At 73.4% G+C, this 14,190-nt stretch carries 10 protein-coding genes and 3 pseudogenes; 9 read left to right on the plus strand and 4 right to left on the minus strand.

Features of this window, described 5'->3' with window-relative positions; translation table 11 throughout:
* Positions 1 to 69 precede the first annotated feature (69 nt).
* From WN71_RS07415 to WN71_RS07425, 5 genes and pseudogenes are all read left to right on the plus strand, one after another.
* Positions 70 to 840, plus strand: a complete 771-nt coding sequence (locus tag WN71_RS07415; RefSeq protein WP_052743022.1) for a GntR family transcriptional regulator — start codon at positions 70 to 72, stop codon at positions 838 to 840.
* 127 nt (positions 841 to 967) lie between these two features.
* Entirely contained in the window at positions 968 to 1,735 is a 768-nt protein-coding gene (biuH, locus tag WN71_RS07420; RefSeq protein ID WP_079177709.1) for a biuret amidohydrolase, read from the plus strand.
* A gap of 278 nt (positions 1,736 to 2,013) precedes the next feature.
* Positions 2,014 to 2,319, plus strand: a pseudogene (locus WN71_RS42565) (hypothetical protein); the annotation flags it as partial.
* A gap of 8 nt (positions 2,320 to 2,327) precedes the next feature.
* Positions 2,328 to 2,946, plus strand: a pseudogene (locus WN71_RS42570) (RHS repeat-associated core domain-containing protein); the annotation flags it as partial.
* A gap of 193 nt (positions 2,947 to 3,139) precedes the next feature.
* Entirely contained in the window at positions 3,140 to 3,943 is an 804-nt protein-coding gene (locus WN71_RS07425) for a hypothetical protein (protein ID WP_046585076.1), read from the plus strand.
* A 57-nt stretch (positions 3,944 to 4,000) separates the two neighbouring features.
* Here WN71_RS07425 and WN71_RS07430 read toward each other — a convergent pair whose 3' ends face one another.
* Positions 4,001 to 4,423: a secondary thiamine-phosphate synthase enzyme YjbQ gene (locus WN71_RS07430; protein WP_046585075.1), complete on the minus strand. Its 423-nt coding sequence runs from the start codon at positions 4,421 to 4,423 to the stop codon at positions 4,001 to 4,003.
* An 83-nt stretch (positions 4,424 to 4,506) separates the two neighbouring features.
* On the opposite strand from WN71_RS07430, the gene WN71_RS07435 reads away from it, so the two are divergent.
* On the plus strand, positions 4,507 to 5,583 hold the full coding sequence (locus WN71_RS07435; RefSeq protein ID WP_206300033.1) for an NAD(P)-binding domain-containing protein: 1,077 nt from the start codon (positions 4,507 to 4,509) through the stop codon (positions 5,581 to 5,583).
* Positions 5,584 to 5,803: 220 nt separating this feature from the next.
* Here the strand turns inward: WN71_RS07435 and mltG are convergent.
* Positions 5,804 to 6,640 (minus strand): annotated as a pseudogene (gene mltG / locus WN71_RS07440) (endolytic transglycosylase MltG); the annotation flags it as partial.
* A 72-nt stretch (positions 6,641 to 6,712) separates the two neighbouring features.
* The gene (locus tag WN71_RS07445; RefSeq protein WP_240529586.1) at positions 6,713 to 8,683 is read right to left on the minus strand and encodes an ABC transporter ATP-binding protein; all 1,971 of its coding nucleotides are present in this window, start codon (positions 8,681 to 8,683) and stop codon (positions 6,713 to 6,715) included.
* A gap of 144 nt (positions 8,684 to 8,827) precedes the next feature.
* Between WN71_RS07445 and WN71_RS07450 the strand changes: the two genes are divergently transcribed.
* A complete protein-coding gene (locus WN71_RS07450) occupies positions 8,828 to 9,277 on the plus strand; it encodes a MarR family winged helix-turn-helix transcriptional regulator (RefSeq protein WP_046585074.1) in 450 nt (149 codons plus the stop codon).
* A gap of 42 nt (positions 9,278 to 9,319) precedes the next feature.
* On the opposite strand, the gene WN71_RS07455 is transcribed toward WN71_RS07450, so the two are convergent.
* Positions 9,320 to 10,060: a L,D-transpeptidase family protein gene (locus tag WN71_RS07455; RefSeq protein WP_046585073.1), complete on the minus strand. Its 741-nt coding sequence runs from the start codon at positions 10,058 to 10,060 to the stop codon at positions 9,320 to 9,322.
* A gap of 292 nt (positions 10,061 to 10,352) precedes the next feature.
* Between WN71_RS07455 and WN71_RS07460 the strand changes: the two genes are divergently transcribed.
* Entirely contained in the window at positions 10,353 to 12,203 is a 1,851-nt protein-coding gene (locus WN71_RS07460) for an ABC transporter transmembrane domain-containing protein (protein WP_046585072.1), read from the plus strand.
* Complete coding sequence (locus tag WN71_RS07465) at positions 12,200 to 13,981, plus strand: ABC transporter ATP-binding protein (RefSeq protein WP_046585071.1); 1,782 nt, start codon at positions 12,200 to 12,202, stop codon at positions 13,979 to 13,981. The genes WN71_RS07460 and WN71_RS07465 overlap by 4 nt, the downstream gene beginning before the upstream one ends.
* Positions 13,982 to 14,190: the final 209 nt, after the last annotated feature.

Genomic DNA, 14,190 nt, shown 5'->3' on the forward strand with positions numbered 1-14,190 from the left:
CGGGGGTGCTTGACTGCCGCGTAACCCGTGCGGAACGCCGCAGACACCCGTGATCATCAGGATGGGGCCATGGATACCGTCCAGGACTCGGAACAGCCCAGGTCGGCAACGCTCCGGAACTCCGCCGACGATCCACCGCCGCCGGCCACGGCCCGCGACGAGGACGTGCCGTCCGGCACCCCCAGCGAGCGGGCCTACCTCCACCTGCGGGACCGGCTCCTGGCCGGCGGCTTTCCGCTGACCCGGCGGCTGGGCGAGGAACGGCTCGCCACCCTCATCGGCGTCTCCCGGACCCCGGTGCGGCACGCGTTGATCCGGCTGCACGGCGAAGGGCTGGTGGCCCGCCACCCCGAGGGCGGCTACCGGCCCGCGGTCGCCGACCCGCAGGACATCGCGGCCCTGTACGAGGCCCGGCGGACGCTGGAGATCGGCTCCCTGTGGGGTCCCACCGAGACCGGTCGCCGCCACGACCTCGGCCAACTCGCCGTCCTGCGGGAGGAGTGGGAGCGGATGCGCCGCGAACTCCCGCCCGCCGAAGCCGGGTTCGTCGCCACCGACGAGGACTTCCACGTCCGGCTGGCCGGGGCGGCCGGGAACGACGTCATGGTCGAACTGCTCAAGTCGGTGAACGCGCGCATCCGGGTCGTCCGCATCCACGACTTCCTGACCGAGGACCGCATCGAGGAGACCGTCGACGAGCATCTCCAGCTCCTCACCGCCGTGATGGCCGATCTGCCCGCCGAGGCGGAGCGGATCTTCCGCGCCCACCTCGCCAAGTCGAAGGCGGTCGCGGAGGAGCGGGCGCTGCGCGCCATCGCCCGCATGGCCGCCCTGGGCTGACCCCACGCACCACGAGGCACGGCGCCACCCCGCACGGCACGCCCGCACCGCACGGCACACCCGCGCCACCCGCGCACCCGCACCCCGCCGTTCGTGCCCGCCCACCCCTGCCACGAAGAGGTGCCCCATGCCCGCAACGCCCACGCCCGAGCCGTCTCCCCCCGCCTCCGCGCCGCACGCCGCAGCCCCCGAGCCGCCCGCCCCCACCGCACCCGGAACCGTCGCCGCGGACCCGTACACCTGGCCGTACGACGGACCGATCCGGCCCGAGCGGACCGCGCTGCTCTGCATCGACTGGCAGACCGACTTCTGCGGCCCCGGCGGCTACGTCGACGCCATGGGCTACGACCTGGCCCTGACCCGCGCTCCCCTGGGCCCCACCGCCAAGGTCCTCGCCGCGGCCCGGTCCGTCGGGCTGACCGTCGTCCACACCCGCGAGGGCCACCGCCCCGACCTCTCCGACTGCCCGCCGAACAAGCTGTGGCGCTCCCGCCGGATCGGCGCCGGGATCGGCGACGCGGGACCCTGCGGGCGGATTCTGGTGCGGGGCGAACCGGGCTGGGAGATCGTCCCGGAGGCGGCGCCGCTGCCCGGTGAGCTGATCATCGACAAGCCCGGCAAGGGCTCCTTCTACGCCACCGACCTGGACCTGCTGCTGCGCACCCGCGGCATCACGCATCTGATCCTCACCGGCATCACCACCGACGTCTGCGTCCACACCACCATGCGCGACGCCAACGACCGCGGCTACGAGTGCCTGCTGCTGACCGACTGCACCGGCGCCACCGACCCCGCCAACCACGCCGCCGCGCTCCACATGGTCACCATGCAGGGCGGCGTCTTCGGCGCGATCGCCCCGTCCGCCGCCGTGCTGGAGGCCCTGGCCGCCCTCTGACCCGGCGAGCCACCCGCCGTCCGCCGATCCGCCCGTCCGTCCGGCCGTCCGCCGATCCGCCGGTCCGCCCGCCCAACGGCCCGCTCGTGGGGTGAACGGCCCGTGGAGAGGAACGACCCGTCAGGAGAACCGTCGGCCCCTCCCGCGCGTATTGATCTACGGTGCCTTGAATCCGCTGCGACCCGGGAGGGCGTGTGCACGAGCCGAGGACGGCGCTCGCCGAGCGGATCGCCCGGCGCAGGAGGGGTGTCGGCGACCCTCGTGCGCTGGTGGGCGAGATGCGGCGGGCGGTGCTGCTGGTGCCGGTGGCCGACGGGGGTCTGTGGTCGGTGCGTTCGGGCGGGGTGCGGTGGATCTGCGGCTTCTCCGACGAGGCCGCACTGGCGGAGTTCGCGGTCCGGCACGCGCCCGGCGACCAACCGCTCGACTACGCGGCGCTGCGCGGTGCGCGCATCGTCGACGAGATCGTGCCCGCCCTGGGCGAGCCCGGGGGTCTGGCGGTCGACATCGCCACCGAGGGCGGGGCGATGTTCTTCCCGCCGGTCGCGGGTGTGGTGCCGGACGCGGTCGCGGTCGACACCGGACGTACGGGTTCGAACTGGACCCGGTCGGCCGGGTCACCGCCGTACGGGCTCAGGGCTGGACCGAGCGCTACGCCTACGACGCGAGCGGCAACCAGACCGAGGCGTCCTGGCCGTCACGCCACCCCGGCGGCGAGGCCGTCGGGCCGCGCACCCACACCGGCACGGCCGTCACCAGCGCCGGGCGCGTCCGCATCGAGCACGACGCGCTGGGCCGGGTCGTCCTCCGGCAGAAGCCCCGCCTGTCCCGCAAGCCGGACACCTGGCGCTACGAGTGGGACACCGAGGACCGCCTCGTCTCCACGACCACCCCCGACGGGACACGGTGGACGTACCGCTACGACCCGCTCGGCCGCCGCGTCGCCAAACAGCGCCTGACGGCCGACGGCGACGGCGTGGCGGAGGAGATCCGGTTCACCTGGGACGGCCCGACCCTGTGCGAGCAGACCAGCCGCCGGCGGGACCTCCCGCACACGGTCGCCCTGACCGCGGAGCGCACTGTGGGGCGCGACCGCCTGGTCCCGCGACAGCAGCGCCTACACCCCGCCGCGTTTCCCCGGCCAGTACTTCGATCCCGAGACGGGCTTCCACTACGGGAAACCTGAACAAGGCCAACCTGCAGCGGTTCGAGGACGCCATGCGCGAGCACATGACGGCGGACGGGACGAAGATCTACCGGTTCAATTACCGGAATCAGGGACCGGCGGTCGGTTTCATCGACCCGGCCTCCCAGAAAATGGTCATGTTGCACACCGATGGTAAGTTCTGGTCGGCGTGGAAACCGGGCGACAAAGTTCCAGGGAATCATCGGCAAAGGATTTCTGTGGTAGCCGACCGAGAACACGGAACGCCGTCGCGCCTCGGAGGTGTCCTCGACGCGGACGGCTCCTTCGCCTCGGCCTGGCTGCGGGGGAAGACGGTGGCGCCGGTGGCCGCGGGCGCACGGATCGACGCGGCACTGGCGCGGCGGATCATGGCCGGCTTCCACGCCGTGGCCGCCGCGTACGTCGTGGCCACGGATCTCTCCGACCCCTCCGGGGCAACGTCCCGGCTGCCCGCCGACGCCGACCCCACGGGCACCCCTCCGCCCGTGCTGCTCCGTACCCTCGACGCGCGGGGCGCGGTTCTCTTTCCCGAAGCGGGTTACGCGCTGGCGGCGGGAGACTCCGCCTTCATGGGCGCGGCCCTCGGCGAGGGCGCCGACGCGGCCCGCGCGCGCTTCGGCCGGTACGCGCGATCGGTCCTGGCACAGCACCCCTCGGTGGCGGCCGTGGCCGCCTCCCACCCGCCGGCCCACAGGGCCTGGTCACGTCCTGACGACGTCGATCCGGACAGCGCGACGGCGCGGCAGCTGGCCCTGCTGGACGCGTTCGCCGACGGCAGGTGCGGCGCACCGGACTTCGCGCACGGCTGGTGGGAGGCCCGCCGCGCCTCCCAGGCGCGGGGGGAGCGGATCCGTGGGGCGCTGGGCGACCTGTTCGACCAGGTGTTCATGACGCTCGAGGACTACGCGGTCGACCCCGCGTTCGCGGAACCCGGCGACCTCGACGATGCGGGACTCCAGGCCGCCGTACGCGCGGCCTGGGAGGAGTTTCACCGGCCCGGAACCGGCCGCGGCGGGCAGTGATCGCGGCTCGGTCCACCGGGTGATCCGGCGCGCGACGCGGGAGCGTCGGCGCACGCGTCAGCCCAGGAAGCTCAGCCGGACCTTGCGCTGCGGGTTGTCCTTGTTGGTGTCGACCAGGCACACCGACTGCCACGTGCCGAGCTCCAGTCGCCCGCCGACCACCGGGAGCGTCGCGTGCGGCGGGACGATCGCGGGCAGGACGTGGTCGCGGCCGTGGCCGGGGCTGCCGTGCCGGTGCTGCCAGCGGTCGTCGGCGGGCAGCAGGGAGTGCAGGGCGGCCAGCAGGTCGTCGTCGCTGCCGGCGCCCGTCTCGATCACCGCGATCCCGGCGGTGGCGTGCGGCACGAAGACGTTCAGCAGGCCGTCGCGGCCGCCGGCCGCCTCGCGCAGGAAGGTCTCGATGTCACGGGTGAGGTCGACGACCGTCTCCCGGGAGCCGGAGGCGACGGTGAGGATCCGCGTGGTGAAGGCGTCTGACATGCCTTCCATCCTCACCCATGGGCCGCCCGCCACACCCGTACGACGTCGGGAAGATCCGTGGGCCCGGCGCGGTTCGTACAGGCGTGAACGACATGCGTGAGGTCGAGGTGGTCGTCGTCGGTGCCGGGCAGGCCGGGCTGTCGAGCGGCTACCACCTGCGGCGCACCGGTTACGAGCCGGGGCGCGACTTCGTGGTGCTCGACCACTCCCCCGGCCCCGGTGGCGCCTGGCAGTTCCGCTGGCCGTCGCTGACGTACGGCAAGGTGCACGGGATGCACGCGCTGCCCGGCATGGAGCTGACCGGCGCGGACCCGGCGCGGCCCTCGGCGCAGGTCGTCCCGGAGTACTTCGCCGCGTACGAGCGCGCCTTCGACCTTCGGGTACGGCGTCCCGTGGACGTACGGTCCGTGCGCGAGGGCGACGGCGGGCGGCTGCTCGTGGAGACGTCGGCCGGCGACTGGTCGACGCGGGCGCTGATCAACGCCACCGGGACCTGGGACCGGCCGTTCTGGCCGCGCTACCCCGGTCAGGAGACCTTCCGCGGGCGCCAGTTGCACACCGCGCGGTACCCCGGGCCGCAGGCGTTCGCCGGGCAGCGGGTGATCGTGGTCGGCGGCGGCGCCTCGGGCACGCAGCACCTGCTCGAACTCGCGCCGTACGCCGCCTCGACGACCTGGGTCACCCGGCGGCCGCCGGTCTTCCGGGAGGGCCCGTTCGACGAGGGCGCGGGGCGGGCGGCGGTGGCTCTCGTGGAGGAGCGGGTACGTCAGGGGCTGCCGCCGCGGAGCGTGGTCTCGGTGACCGGGCTGCCGCTGAACGACGCGGTCCGGCAGGGTCTGGAGGACGGCGTCCTGGACCGGCTGCCGATGTTCGACCGGATCACCCCCACCGGGGTGGAGTGGGCCGACGGGCGGCGCGTCGAGGCCGACGTCATCCTGTGGGCGACCGGCTTCCGGGCCGCGATCGACCATCTCGCGCCGCTGCGGCTGCGCGAGCCGGGCGGCGGGATCCGCGTCGAGGGGACCCGCGCGGTCGCCGACCCGCGCGTCCACCTCGTCGGCTACGGCCCCTCGGCCAGCACGATCGGCGCCAACCGCGCCGGCCGGGCGGCCGTACGGGACATCCGGAGGCTGCTCTCGGACGAGCCCGTGGCCGCGTGACACCGGTCCGGCGCGTGACGCCGGTCCGGCGCGGGGCTCACGCTCACGGCGTGGGGTGCAGACTCTCGGCGCTCTGCGGCTGCTGACTGCCGGGGTTCTGGGGTTGCCCGCTGCCGGTGTTCTGGGGTTGCCCGCTGCCGGTGCTATGCGGTGGCGAATCGGCGGTGGGCTTCTGCTGCTGTTCGTTCTGTTGCTTCTTCTGCTGTTGCTTCTTCTGCTGCGTCTTCTGCTGGTTGGCGTTGAACTCCGCGACGTTGCGCTGGTGCTGCGCGTAGTCGGACGTGAAGCGGGTGTCGCCCGGCTTGACCGTGACGAAGTACAGCCAGTCGCCGGGGGTCGGGTTGATCGCGGCGCGCATCGCGTCCGCGCCCGGGTTGTCGATGGGCGTGGGTGGCAGGCCCATGCGCTCGTAGGAGTTGTAGGGGCTGTCGATCCGGGTGTCGCCCGTGGTGGTCCTGAGAGTGCTGCGGTTGAGCGCGTAGTTGATGGTGGAGTCCATCTGGAGGGGCATCCCGCGCCCCAGCCGGTTGAACACCACCCGGGCCACCTTGCCCATGTCGGCCTTCGAGGCGGCCTCCGCCTGGATGATGCTGGCGATGGTGACGGCCTGGTAGACGTTCATCGCGTTGCGCTGGGCGCCCGCCGCGACCGGGGCCCCGGTGAACCTGCGGTTCGCGGTGTCCACCATGGCCGACAGCAGCGCCTCGGGCGTCGTCGCCCTGCGGTCCTTCGGCAGGGGGTAGGTCGCCGGGAAGAGGTAGCCCTCCGGGTTGCCGCCCGCCTCGCTCGGCAGCTTGAGATGCGCCTTGGCCGCGGCCTTCGCGGTGGTGCCGGCGGGCACTTCGAGGGCCTTGTCGACGGCCTCGTAGACCCGGTTCGCGCGCCAGCCCTCCGGGATGACGAGCGCGGTGGGGCGGGAGTCCTCCTCGCCGCCGCCCAGCGTCAGCAGCGGCACCGCCACGGCGGTGCCGGCCACGACGGCACCGGTCGCGATGAGGGCGAGCCGGCCCCGACGCGTCAGTCGGATCGTCTTGCGTGGCGGAGTGTTCGTCTGCATGCGGGTACGTTAGCCCGCTTATCGTTCTAATTCCGGCATACAGGGGCGTATCGCCGAATATTTGGCATAGCGTCAGCTGGTCGGCTCCAGGCCCGAGTCGACCCGCGGCCCCGGCCGGGAGTCGCCCCGCGGTGACGGGCGGCCGCCGCCGTGAGGTGACGGGCGGGAGCCGCCCCGACGCGACGGTTGGGAGTCGACGCGCGGCTCCGGGCCGGTGCGGGCCTGCGCCTCCGGACGCGCCTCGGCCTGCGGCTGCTGCCGGGCGTCCCGGCGGACCAGTTCCGCGTACCGTCCGTCGAGCTCGAGCAGCTCCTCGTGCGTGCCGCGCTCGGCCGTGCGGCCGCCGTCGAGGACGACGATCTGGTCGGCGTCGCGGATGGTGGACAGCCGGTGGGCGATGGTGAGCGTGGTCCGGTTGGCGGACAGCGCGTCGATCGCCTCCTGCACGGCGTGCTCGGTACGGGTGTCCAGCGCGCTGGTCGCCTCGTCGAGGATGAGCACCGGCGGGTCGCGCAGGATGGTGCGGGCGATCGCCAGGCGCTGCTTCTCTCCGCCGGAGAAACGGTGCCCGCGTTCGCCGACGACCGTGTCGTAGCCGTCGGGCAGCGCGGAGATGTGGTCGTGGATCTGGGCCGCCTTCGCGGCCGCGTGCAGCTCCTCGTCGGTGGCGTCCGGCTTCGCGAAGCGGAGGTTGTCGGCCACCGAGGCGTGGAAGAGGTACGTCTCCTGGGAGACCACCCCGACCGCGCGGGCGAGGGTGTCGAAGTCCAGGTCGCGGACGTCGACGCCGTCCAGGGTGACCCGGCCGCCGGTGACGTCGTAGAGCCGTGGCACGAGGTAGCCGAGGGTGGACTTGCCGGCGCCGGTCGGGCCGACGACCGCGAGACTGCTCCCGGCCGGGACGGTGATGTCGATGCCGTCGAGGATCGGGCCGCTCTTGTCGTCGTAGCGGAAGGCGACGTCCTCGAAGCGGACCTCGCCCTTGACGCGGTCGAGGTGGACCGGGTCCTGGCGCTCGGTGATGTCGATCGGCAGGTCGAGGTACTCGAAGATGCGCTGGAAGAGCGCGAGCGAGCTCTGGATCTGCACACCGGTCGCCAGCAGGCTGACGGCCGGGCGGAACAGGCCCTGCTGGAGGGAGACGAAGGCGACGATGGTGCCGATGGAGACCTTCGGGCCGCCCATCTGGAGGGCCATCCCCGCGGTCCAGTAGATGACGGCCGGCATCGCGGCCATCACGATCGTGATCACGGCCATGCGCCAGCGGCCGGCCATGTTCGACCTCACCTCGAGGTCGACCAGGCGCTCGGACTCGTCCGCGAACGACTCGGTGAGCGAATCGGCGCGGCCCATCGTGCGGCCGAGCAGGATGCCGCTGACCGAGAGCGACTCGGTGACGGTCGCGGCCATGGCGGCCATCTGCTTCTGGCGCTGCGTGGTGATCTTCTTGCGCTCGTTGCCGACGCGGCGGCTGATCCAGACGAACGCCGGCAGCAGGACCAGGGAGACGACCGTGAGCCGCCAGTCGAGGGCCAGCATGGCGACGACGGTGGCGACGACGCTCGTGAGGTTGGAGACCAGCGAGGTGGCGGTGGACGTGACCGTGGCCTGCATACCGCCGATGTCGTTGGCGATGCGCGACTGGACCTCGCCGGTCCGGGTGCGCGTGAAGAACGCCAGCGACATGCGCTGCAGCCGCCCGTACACGGCGGTGCGCAGGTCGTGCATGACGCGCTGGCCCACGGTGGTGGAGATCAGCGTCTGCAGGACACCGAAGACGCTGTTGAGGACGGCGCTGAGGATCATGCCGAGCGCGAGCAGGCTCAGCAGGCCGGTGCGGCCCTGCGGGATGGCGGTGTCCAGGGTCGCCTTCAGCAGGAAGGGCGTGGCCACCGAGACCAGCGAGGCGGCGCCGACCAGGAGGCCGACGATCGCGAGCCGGCCGCGGTAGGGCCTGAAGAGGCCGAGGATGCGACGCACCTGACGGGGCTGTTCCTTGGCGTCGGCGGGCGGGGTCCAGGTGATCTGGCTGTCGGGGCGCATGGGCTCCTACGGAGGATGAGGGAACGGAGAGTGAGGTGACGGAGGGCTCAGGGACGAGGCCTCACGGAGCTGAACGAAGCCTCACGGAGCTTAGCTCATTGTTACCTATACTCACAATGAACGGCATCCTGATATTGTTCCCCCATGACCTCCCCCGACCCCGACGGCCTGCTGGCCGAGCAGTTGCTGCGGCTCACCCGCCGGGTGCACCGCATCCAGAAGCACCATCTGGAGCAGCGCGATGTGGGCATCACCCCGGCCCAGTCACGGCTGCTGCGCACGCTCGCGCACTACGGCTCGCCGCCGCGCATGGCGGACCTCGCGGAGCGCCTGGAAGTGGTGCCGCGGGCGGTCACGACCCTGGTCGACGGGCTGGAGGCGCACGGCAAGGTGCGCCGGGCACCGGACCCGACCAATCGCCGGGTCATCCGCATCGAACTCACCGAGGACGGCCACAAGTCCCTGCGCGAGCTGCACGCGGCACGCCGCTCGGCGGCGGAGGAGATCCTCGCACCGCTGACGGACGAGCAGCGCGAGGTGTTCGGGACACTGCTGGACACGCTGATGGACGGGGTGGCCACGCGCCGCTGCTGAGCCCGTCCCTCTCGCGGTGCGAGGCCTGATGCCGTAGGCGCCCTAGGCCGCCAGGTCGGCCTTGTCCCCCATCAGCACCACCGGGTGCTGGGCCGGGTCGAGCGTGCGCAGCAGGTACTGCATCCGCGACTTGGACATGCTCACGCACGCGGACGTGCCGCTGCCGTGGTCCATGTGCAGCCAGATGCTGCCGCCCTTGCTCTCGCCCTCGGGGCGGGTCGGGTTGTTGGGCGGGGTGCCCTTGACGCGGTTGTAGTCGATGGCGATGACGTAGTCGAAGTCGTGCCAGTGCGACTTGGGCCAGTAGTGCGGCGCCTGGATGGACGCGTCCTGCGTGTACGGCAGCTTCGCACCGGGGTCGGCCAGCACGCCTCCCGCGTCGCTCAGCGTGAAGACGCCGACGGGGCTGCGCTTGTCGCCCTCGTGGTGGTCGGTCGTCCAGCCCTTCTTGCCGTTGTGCGCGGCCCAGCTGCTCACGCGCTTCCACGTCTTGCCGGTCCGGGTGTAGAGCACGACCGTCGAGTCCGCCGAGTCCCGGCCCGCGCCGTAGACGGCCACGACCTGCCGGGAGTTCGCCGGGATCTGCTGCTGGAGGCGACTGCCGACCTGCGGGATCTCGGTGAGGGCGGCCTTGTCCGCCGCCTGCGCGCCGGACTTCGGCTTCGCCGCGCCCCCGGCGCCGCCGCTGCCGTCGCCCTGGTCGCCGTCCTTGCCCCCGCCGCAGCCCGACAGGGTCGCCAGGAGGACTCCACAGGCCGCCAAGGCGACCGCCGTACGCCGCATTTCACCGTTCCGCACCGCCCCATGGTGCCATCCCGGGTCGAACGGACGGGCGGCGGGCGGGGCGGCTGGTTCAGGGCTGTGACATGAACGGGGGCCGCGACGACCGGCGGTTCCTCGCCATCGCCGCGCCGGCGGCCGGGAAAACCGTTTGCTTCCGACCACGCTGCGAGGCGAACCTTTCACGGTTTGCAGTCGCGCTCCGGCGCGGCCCCATCCCCCCTCCCCCTGACCTCTGACCCCTGAGCCCTGCCCCTCCCTCGCCGACCGTCCCTCACCGAGCCCCTGGATCGTCATGCAGATTCAAGACCTTCCGTATCCCGACCCGGGCGTGCCTGACGCCCGTTCGGGACCCCGATTCCTGTGGTGGCTCGGGCGGAACCAGCTGCGCGGCCAGTTCAAGGCGCTGGCCTGGGGGCTGCTTCATTTCGTCGCCGTCGCCGGGCTGCCGTTCTGCGTGGGTCTCGCCGTGGACGCCGTCGTCCGGCGCTCGGGCGCCGACCTCGCGTGGAGCGGGGCGCTCATGCTGCTGTGCGGTGTGGCCATCGCGGTGGGCGACACCTTCCTGCACCGGGCCGCGGTCACCAACTGGATCACCGCGGCCGCCCGTGTCCAGCAGCTGCTGGCCCGCAAGGCCGCGCTGCTGGGGTCCACGCTGACCCGGCGGGTCGCGGCCGGCGAGGTCGTCGCGGTGTCGACCGGCGACGTCGAGAAGATCGGCTGGTTCGTCGAGGCCGTCTCCCGCTTCACCGCGGCCGCGCTCAGCGTCGTCGTGGTCTGCGTCGCCCTGCTCTGCTACCAGCCCGCGCTCGGCGTGGTCGTCGCCGTCGGTCTGCCGGTGGTGGCGCTGGCGGCGCTGCCCCTGCTGCCCCGCGCGACCCGGCGCGCCGACGTCCAGCGGGAGAAGGCGGGCCGCGCCACCGAACTGGCCTCGGACACCGTCGCTGGACTGCGCGTGCTGCGCGGCATCGGCGGCGAGGAACTCTTCCTCGACCGCTACCGCCGCGCCTCCCAGGAGGTCCGCCAGGCCGCCGTGCGCAGCGCCCGGATGTGGTCGCTGATCTCCGCGGTCCAGGTTCTGCTGCCGGGGCTGCTGCTGATCGGCGTGGTCTGGTACGGCGTCGGGCTGGCCCGCGAGGGCCGTATCGGCGTCGGCGAACTGGTCACCGTCTACAGCTCGATCATGATGCTGATGTACCCCCTGCGCCATTTCGAGGAGATCGCGATGGCCTACTCCTTCTCCCGTCCGTCGGCCAGACGGGCCGCCGGGGTGCTGGCGCTGGAGCGGCCCACCACGACCGGGTCCGACCCGGACGCCGAGGTGCCGCACGGCGATCTGCACGACCCGGACACCGGACTGCTGGCGCCCGCCGGGCGGCTGACCGCCGTGGTGTGCGGCGATCCCGACGCGGCGGGGGTCCTCGCGGAGCGGCTCGGCGGACACCCCGCCGAGGCGGGCACGTCCGTGCTGCTCGGCGGCGTACCGCTCGACGGACTCCCGCTGGACACGGCCCGCACGGCCGTCCTCGTCCAGGACAAGGACCCGGTCCTGCTGTCGGGCACCCTGCGGGAGCTGCTCGACGTGCCCGCGTCCGGTGACGTGGACGCGCGCGACGCCCTCGCCGCAGCGCAGTGCGACGACGTACTGGAGGCCCTGGTCCAGGGCTCGCTCGACGTCAAGGACCCGATGGACGCCCGTCTCACCGAGCGCGGCCGCTCCCTCTCGGGCGGCCAGCGCCAGCGGCTCGCCCTGGCCCGCTCGCTGATCACGGACCCGGAGGTCCTGGTGCTCGACGAGCCGACGTCCGCCGTGGACTCGCACACGGAGGCGCGGATCGCCGAGGGCGTACGGCGGCTGCGCGCCGGGCGCACGACCGTGGTGCTCACCTCCTCGCCGCTGCTCCTGGACCGCGCGGACCGGGTGGTCCTCGTCCACGAGGGCGCGGTCGCCGCGGTCGGAGTCCACCGCGAACTGCTGCACACCGAGCCCCGGTACCGCGCCGTGGTGACCCGCGAGACGGACGACGAAGCCGCGCACGGCGGCCGTGCGACCGAAGCCGGGCGCGGCGGGCGAGGGACCGAAGCCGCCGGACCTGGCGCCCTGGAAGAGCTCGACCGGCTGGAACAGATCGAGGAGACCGCATGATCGGCGTGGCGCCACCGGCCTACGACCCCGCCGCCCCCACGACGGCCCACACACTGCCCGTCGGCTCGCCCGGAACCGTGCGCGCCTACGTGGCCGAACTGCTCCGCCGGCACCGCCGCGCCTTCGCGCTGCTGATCGGCGTGAACACCGTCGCCGTGCTCGCCTCCATGGCGGGCCCGTGGCTCCTGGGCGACCTGGTCGAACGGCTCTCGGACGGCGCGAAGGAGCTCCGGCTGGGGCCGACCGTCGCCCTGTTCGCACTGGCCCTCGTCGTCCAGGCGGCCTTCGTGCAGCAGGTGCGGCTGCGCGGGGCGATGCTCGGCGAACGGATGCTCGCCGATCTGCGTGAGGACTTCCTGGTCCGCGCCGTGGGCCTGCCGCCGGGCGTGCTGGAGCGAGCCGGCACCGGCGACCTGCTGTCCCGCATCACCACCGACATCGACCGGCTGGCCAACGCCATGCGCGAGGCCGTGCCGCAGCTGACGATCGGCGTGATGTGGGTGGCGCTGCTGCTCGGCGGGCTCGTCGTGACGGCTCCCCCGCTGGCCGCGACGGTGCTGCTGGCCGCCCCGCTGCTGATCGTCGGCTGCCGCTGGTACTTCCGGCGCGCACCCTCCGCCTACCGCTCCGAGGCCGCCGGCTACGCCGCCGTGGCCGCCGCCCTGACCGAGACCGTCGACGCGGGCCGCACCGTGGAGGCCCACCGCCTCAGCAACCGCCGCATCCGCCTGTCGGACCAGCGGGTCAAGGAGTGGACGGCGTGGGAGCGCTACACCCTGTGGCTGCGGTCGGTGCTCTTCCCCGTCGTCAACCTCACCCATACGACCGTTCTCGGCTCGGTCGTGCTCTGCGGCGGCGTGTTCGTCATCCAGGGGTGGATCGACGTCGGGCAGCTCACGACGGGCGCGCTCCTCGCGCAGATGCTCGTCGAGCCGGTGGGCCTGATCCTGCGCTGGTACGACGAGCTCCAGGTGGCCCAGGTGTCCCTGGCGCGGCTGGTCGGCGTGCGGGAGATCGAGCCCGCGGCCGGTGACGAGTCCATGGCCCCCGGCGGACGCCATGTCCACGCGGACCGGGTGCACTTCGGCTACCGCGAGGGCGTCGACGTGCTGCGCCGGGTGTCCCTGGAGGTCGCCCCCGGCACGCGCATGGCCCTCGTCGGCCCGTCCGGCGCGGGAAAGTCCACCCTGGGCCGGCTGCTCGCCGGGATCTACGCGCCCCGCGAAGGCCGGGTCACCCTGGGCGGCGCGGAGCTCTCGCGGATGCCCGCCGAACGCGTCCGCGCCCATGTCGCCCTGGTCAACCAGGAGCACCACGTGTTCGTCGGCTCCCTGCGCGACAACCTGCTGCTGGCCAGGACCGCCGCCGGGGACGACGAACTGTGGTCCGCGCTGGCCGCGGTCGACGCGGACGGCTGGGCGCGCGCCCTCGGCGACGGCCTGGACACCGAGGTCGGCTCGGGCGGCACCGCGCTCACCCCGGCGCAAGCGCAGCAGATCGCGCTGGCCCGGCTGGTGCTGGCCGATCCGCACACGCTGGTCCTGGACGAGGCGACCTCGCTGCTCGACCCGCGCGCGGCGCGCCATCTGGAGCGTTCGCTGGCCCGGGTGCTGGACGGCCGCACCGTGGTCGCGATCGCCCACCGGCTGCACACCGCGCACGACGCCGACGTGATCGCCGTCGTCGAGAACGGCCGGGTGAGCGAGCTCGGCAGCCACGACCGCCTCGTCGAGGCGGACGGCGCCTACGCGGCACTGTGGCGGTCCTGGCACGGCTGACCGGCTCCGGGGCCGGACGGCGGGCGTGGCGCGCGGGGGCCGGCCGGCGAGCGTGCGGCGCGGGAGCCGGACGGCCGGCGTGGCGCACGGCAACGGGGCCCTGGGGGTGACCCACGAAGGCCGGGCAGCGGGCGGCACACCGAGCGGCGGCGGGACCGTGGGCGTGCGGCGCGGGAGCCGGACGGCCGGCCCGGCGGGCGGGGGCCGGA

The organism is Streptomyces mangrovisoli, from assembly GCF_000974985.2.
Lineage (GTDB): Bacteria > Actinomycetota > Actinomycetes > Streptomycetales > Streptomycetaceae > Streptomyces > Streptomyces mangrovisoli.

Bases quoted from the DNA above. Each gene is read 5' to 3' on its own strand.
- WN71_RS07460 (WP_046585072.1), top strand. From the start codon at position 10,353: ATGCAGATTCAAGACCTTCCGTATCCCGACCCGGGCGTGCCTGACGCC.
- WN71_RS07445 (WP_240529586.1), bottom strand. From the start codon at position 8,683: ATGCGCCCCGACAGCCAGATCACCTGGACCCCGCCCGCCGACGCCAAG.
- WN71_RS07450 (WP_046585074.1), top strand. From the start codon at position 8,828: ATGACCTCCCCCGACCCCGACGGCCTGCTGGCCGAGCAGTTGCTGCGG.
- WN71_RS07430 (WP_046585075.1), bottom strand. From the start codon at position 4,423: ATGTCAGACGCCTTCACCACGCGGATCCTCACCGTCGCCTCCGGCTCC.
- biuH (WP_079177709.1), top strand. From the start codon at position 968: ATGCCCGCAACGCCCACGCCCGAGCCGTCTCCCCCCGCCTCCGCGCCG.
- WN71_RS07415 (WP_052743022.1), top strand. From the start codon at position 70: ATGGATACCGTCCAGGACTCGGAACAGCCCAGGTCGGCAACGCTCCGG.
- WN71_RS07465 (WP_046585071.1), top strand. From the start codon at position 12,200: ATGATCGGCGTGGCGCCACCGGCCTACGACCCCGCCGCCCCCACGACG.
- WN71_RS07455 (WP_046585073.1), bottom strand. From the start codon at position 10,060: ATGCGGCGTACGGCGGTCGCCTTGGCGGCCTGTGGAGTCCTCCTGGCG.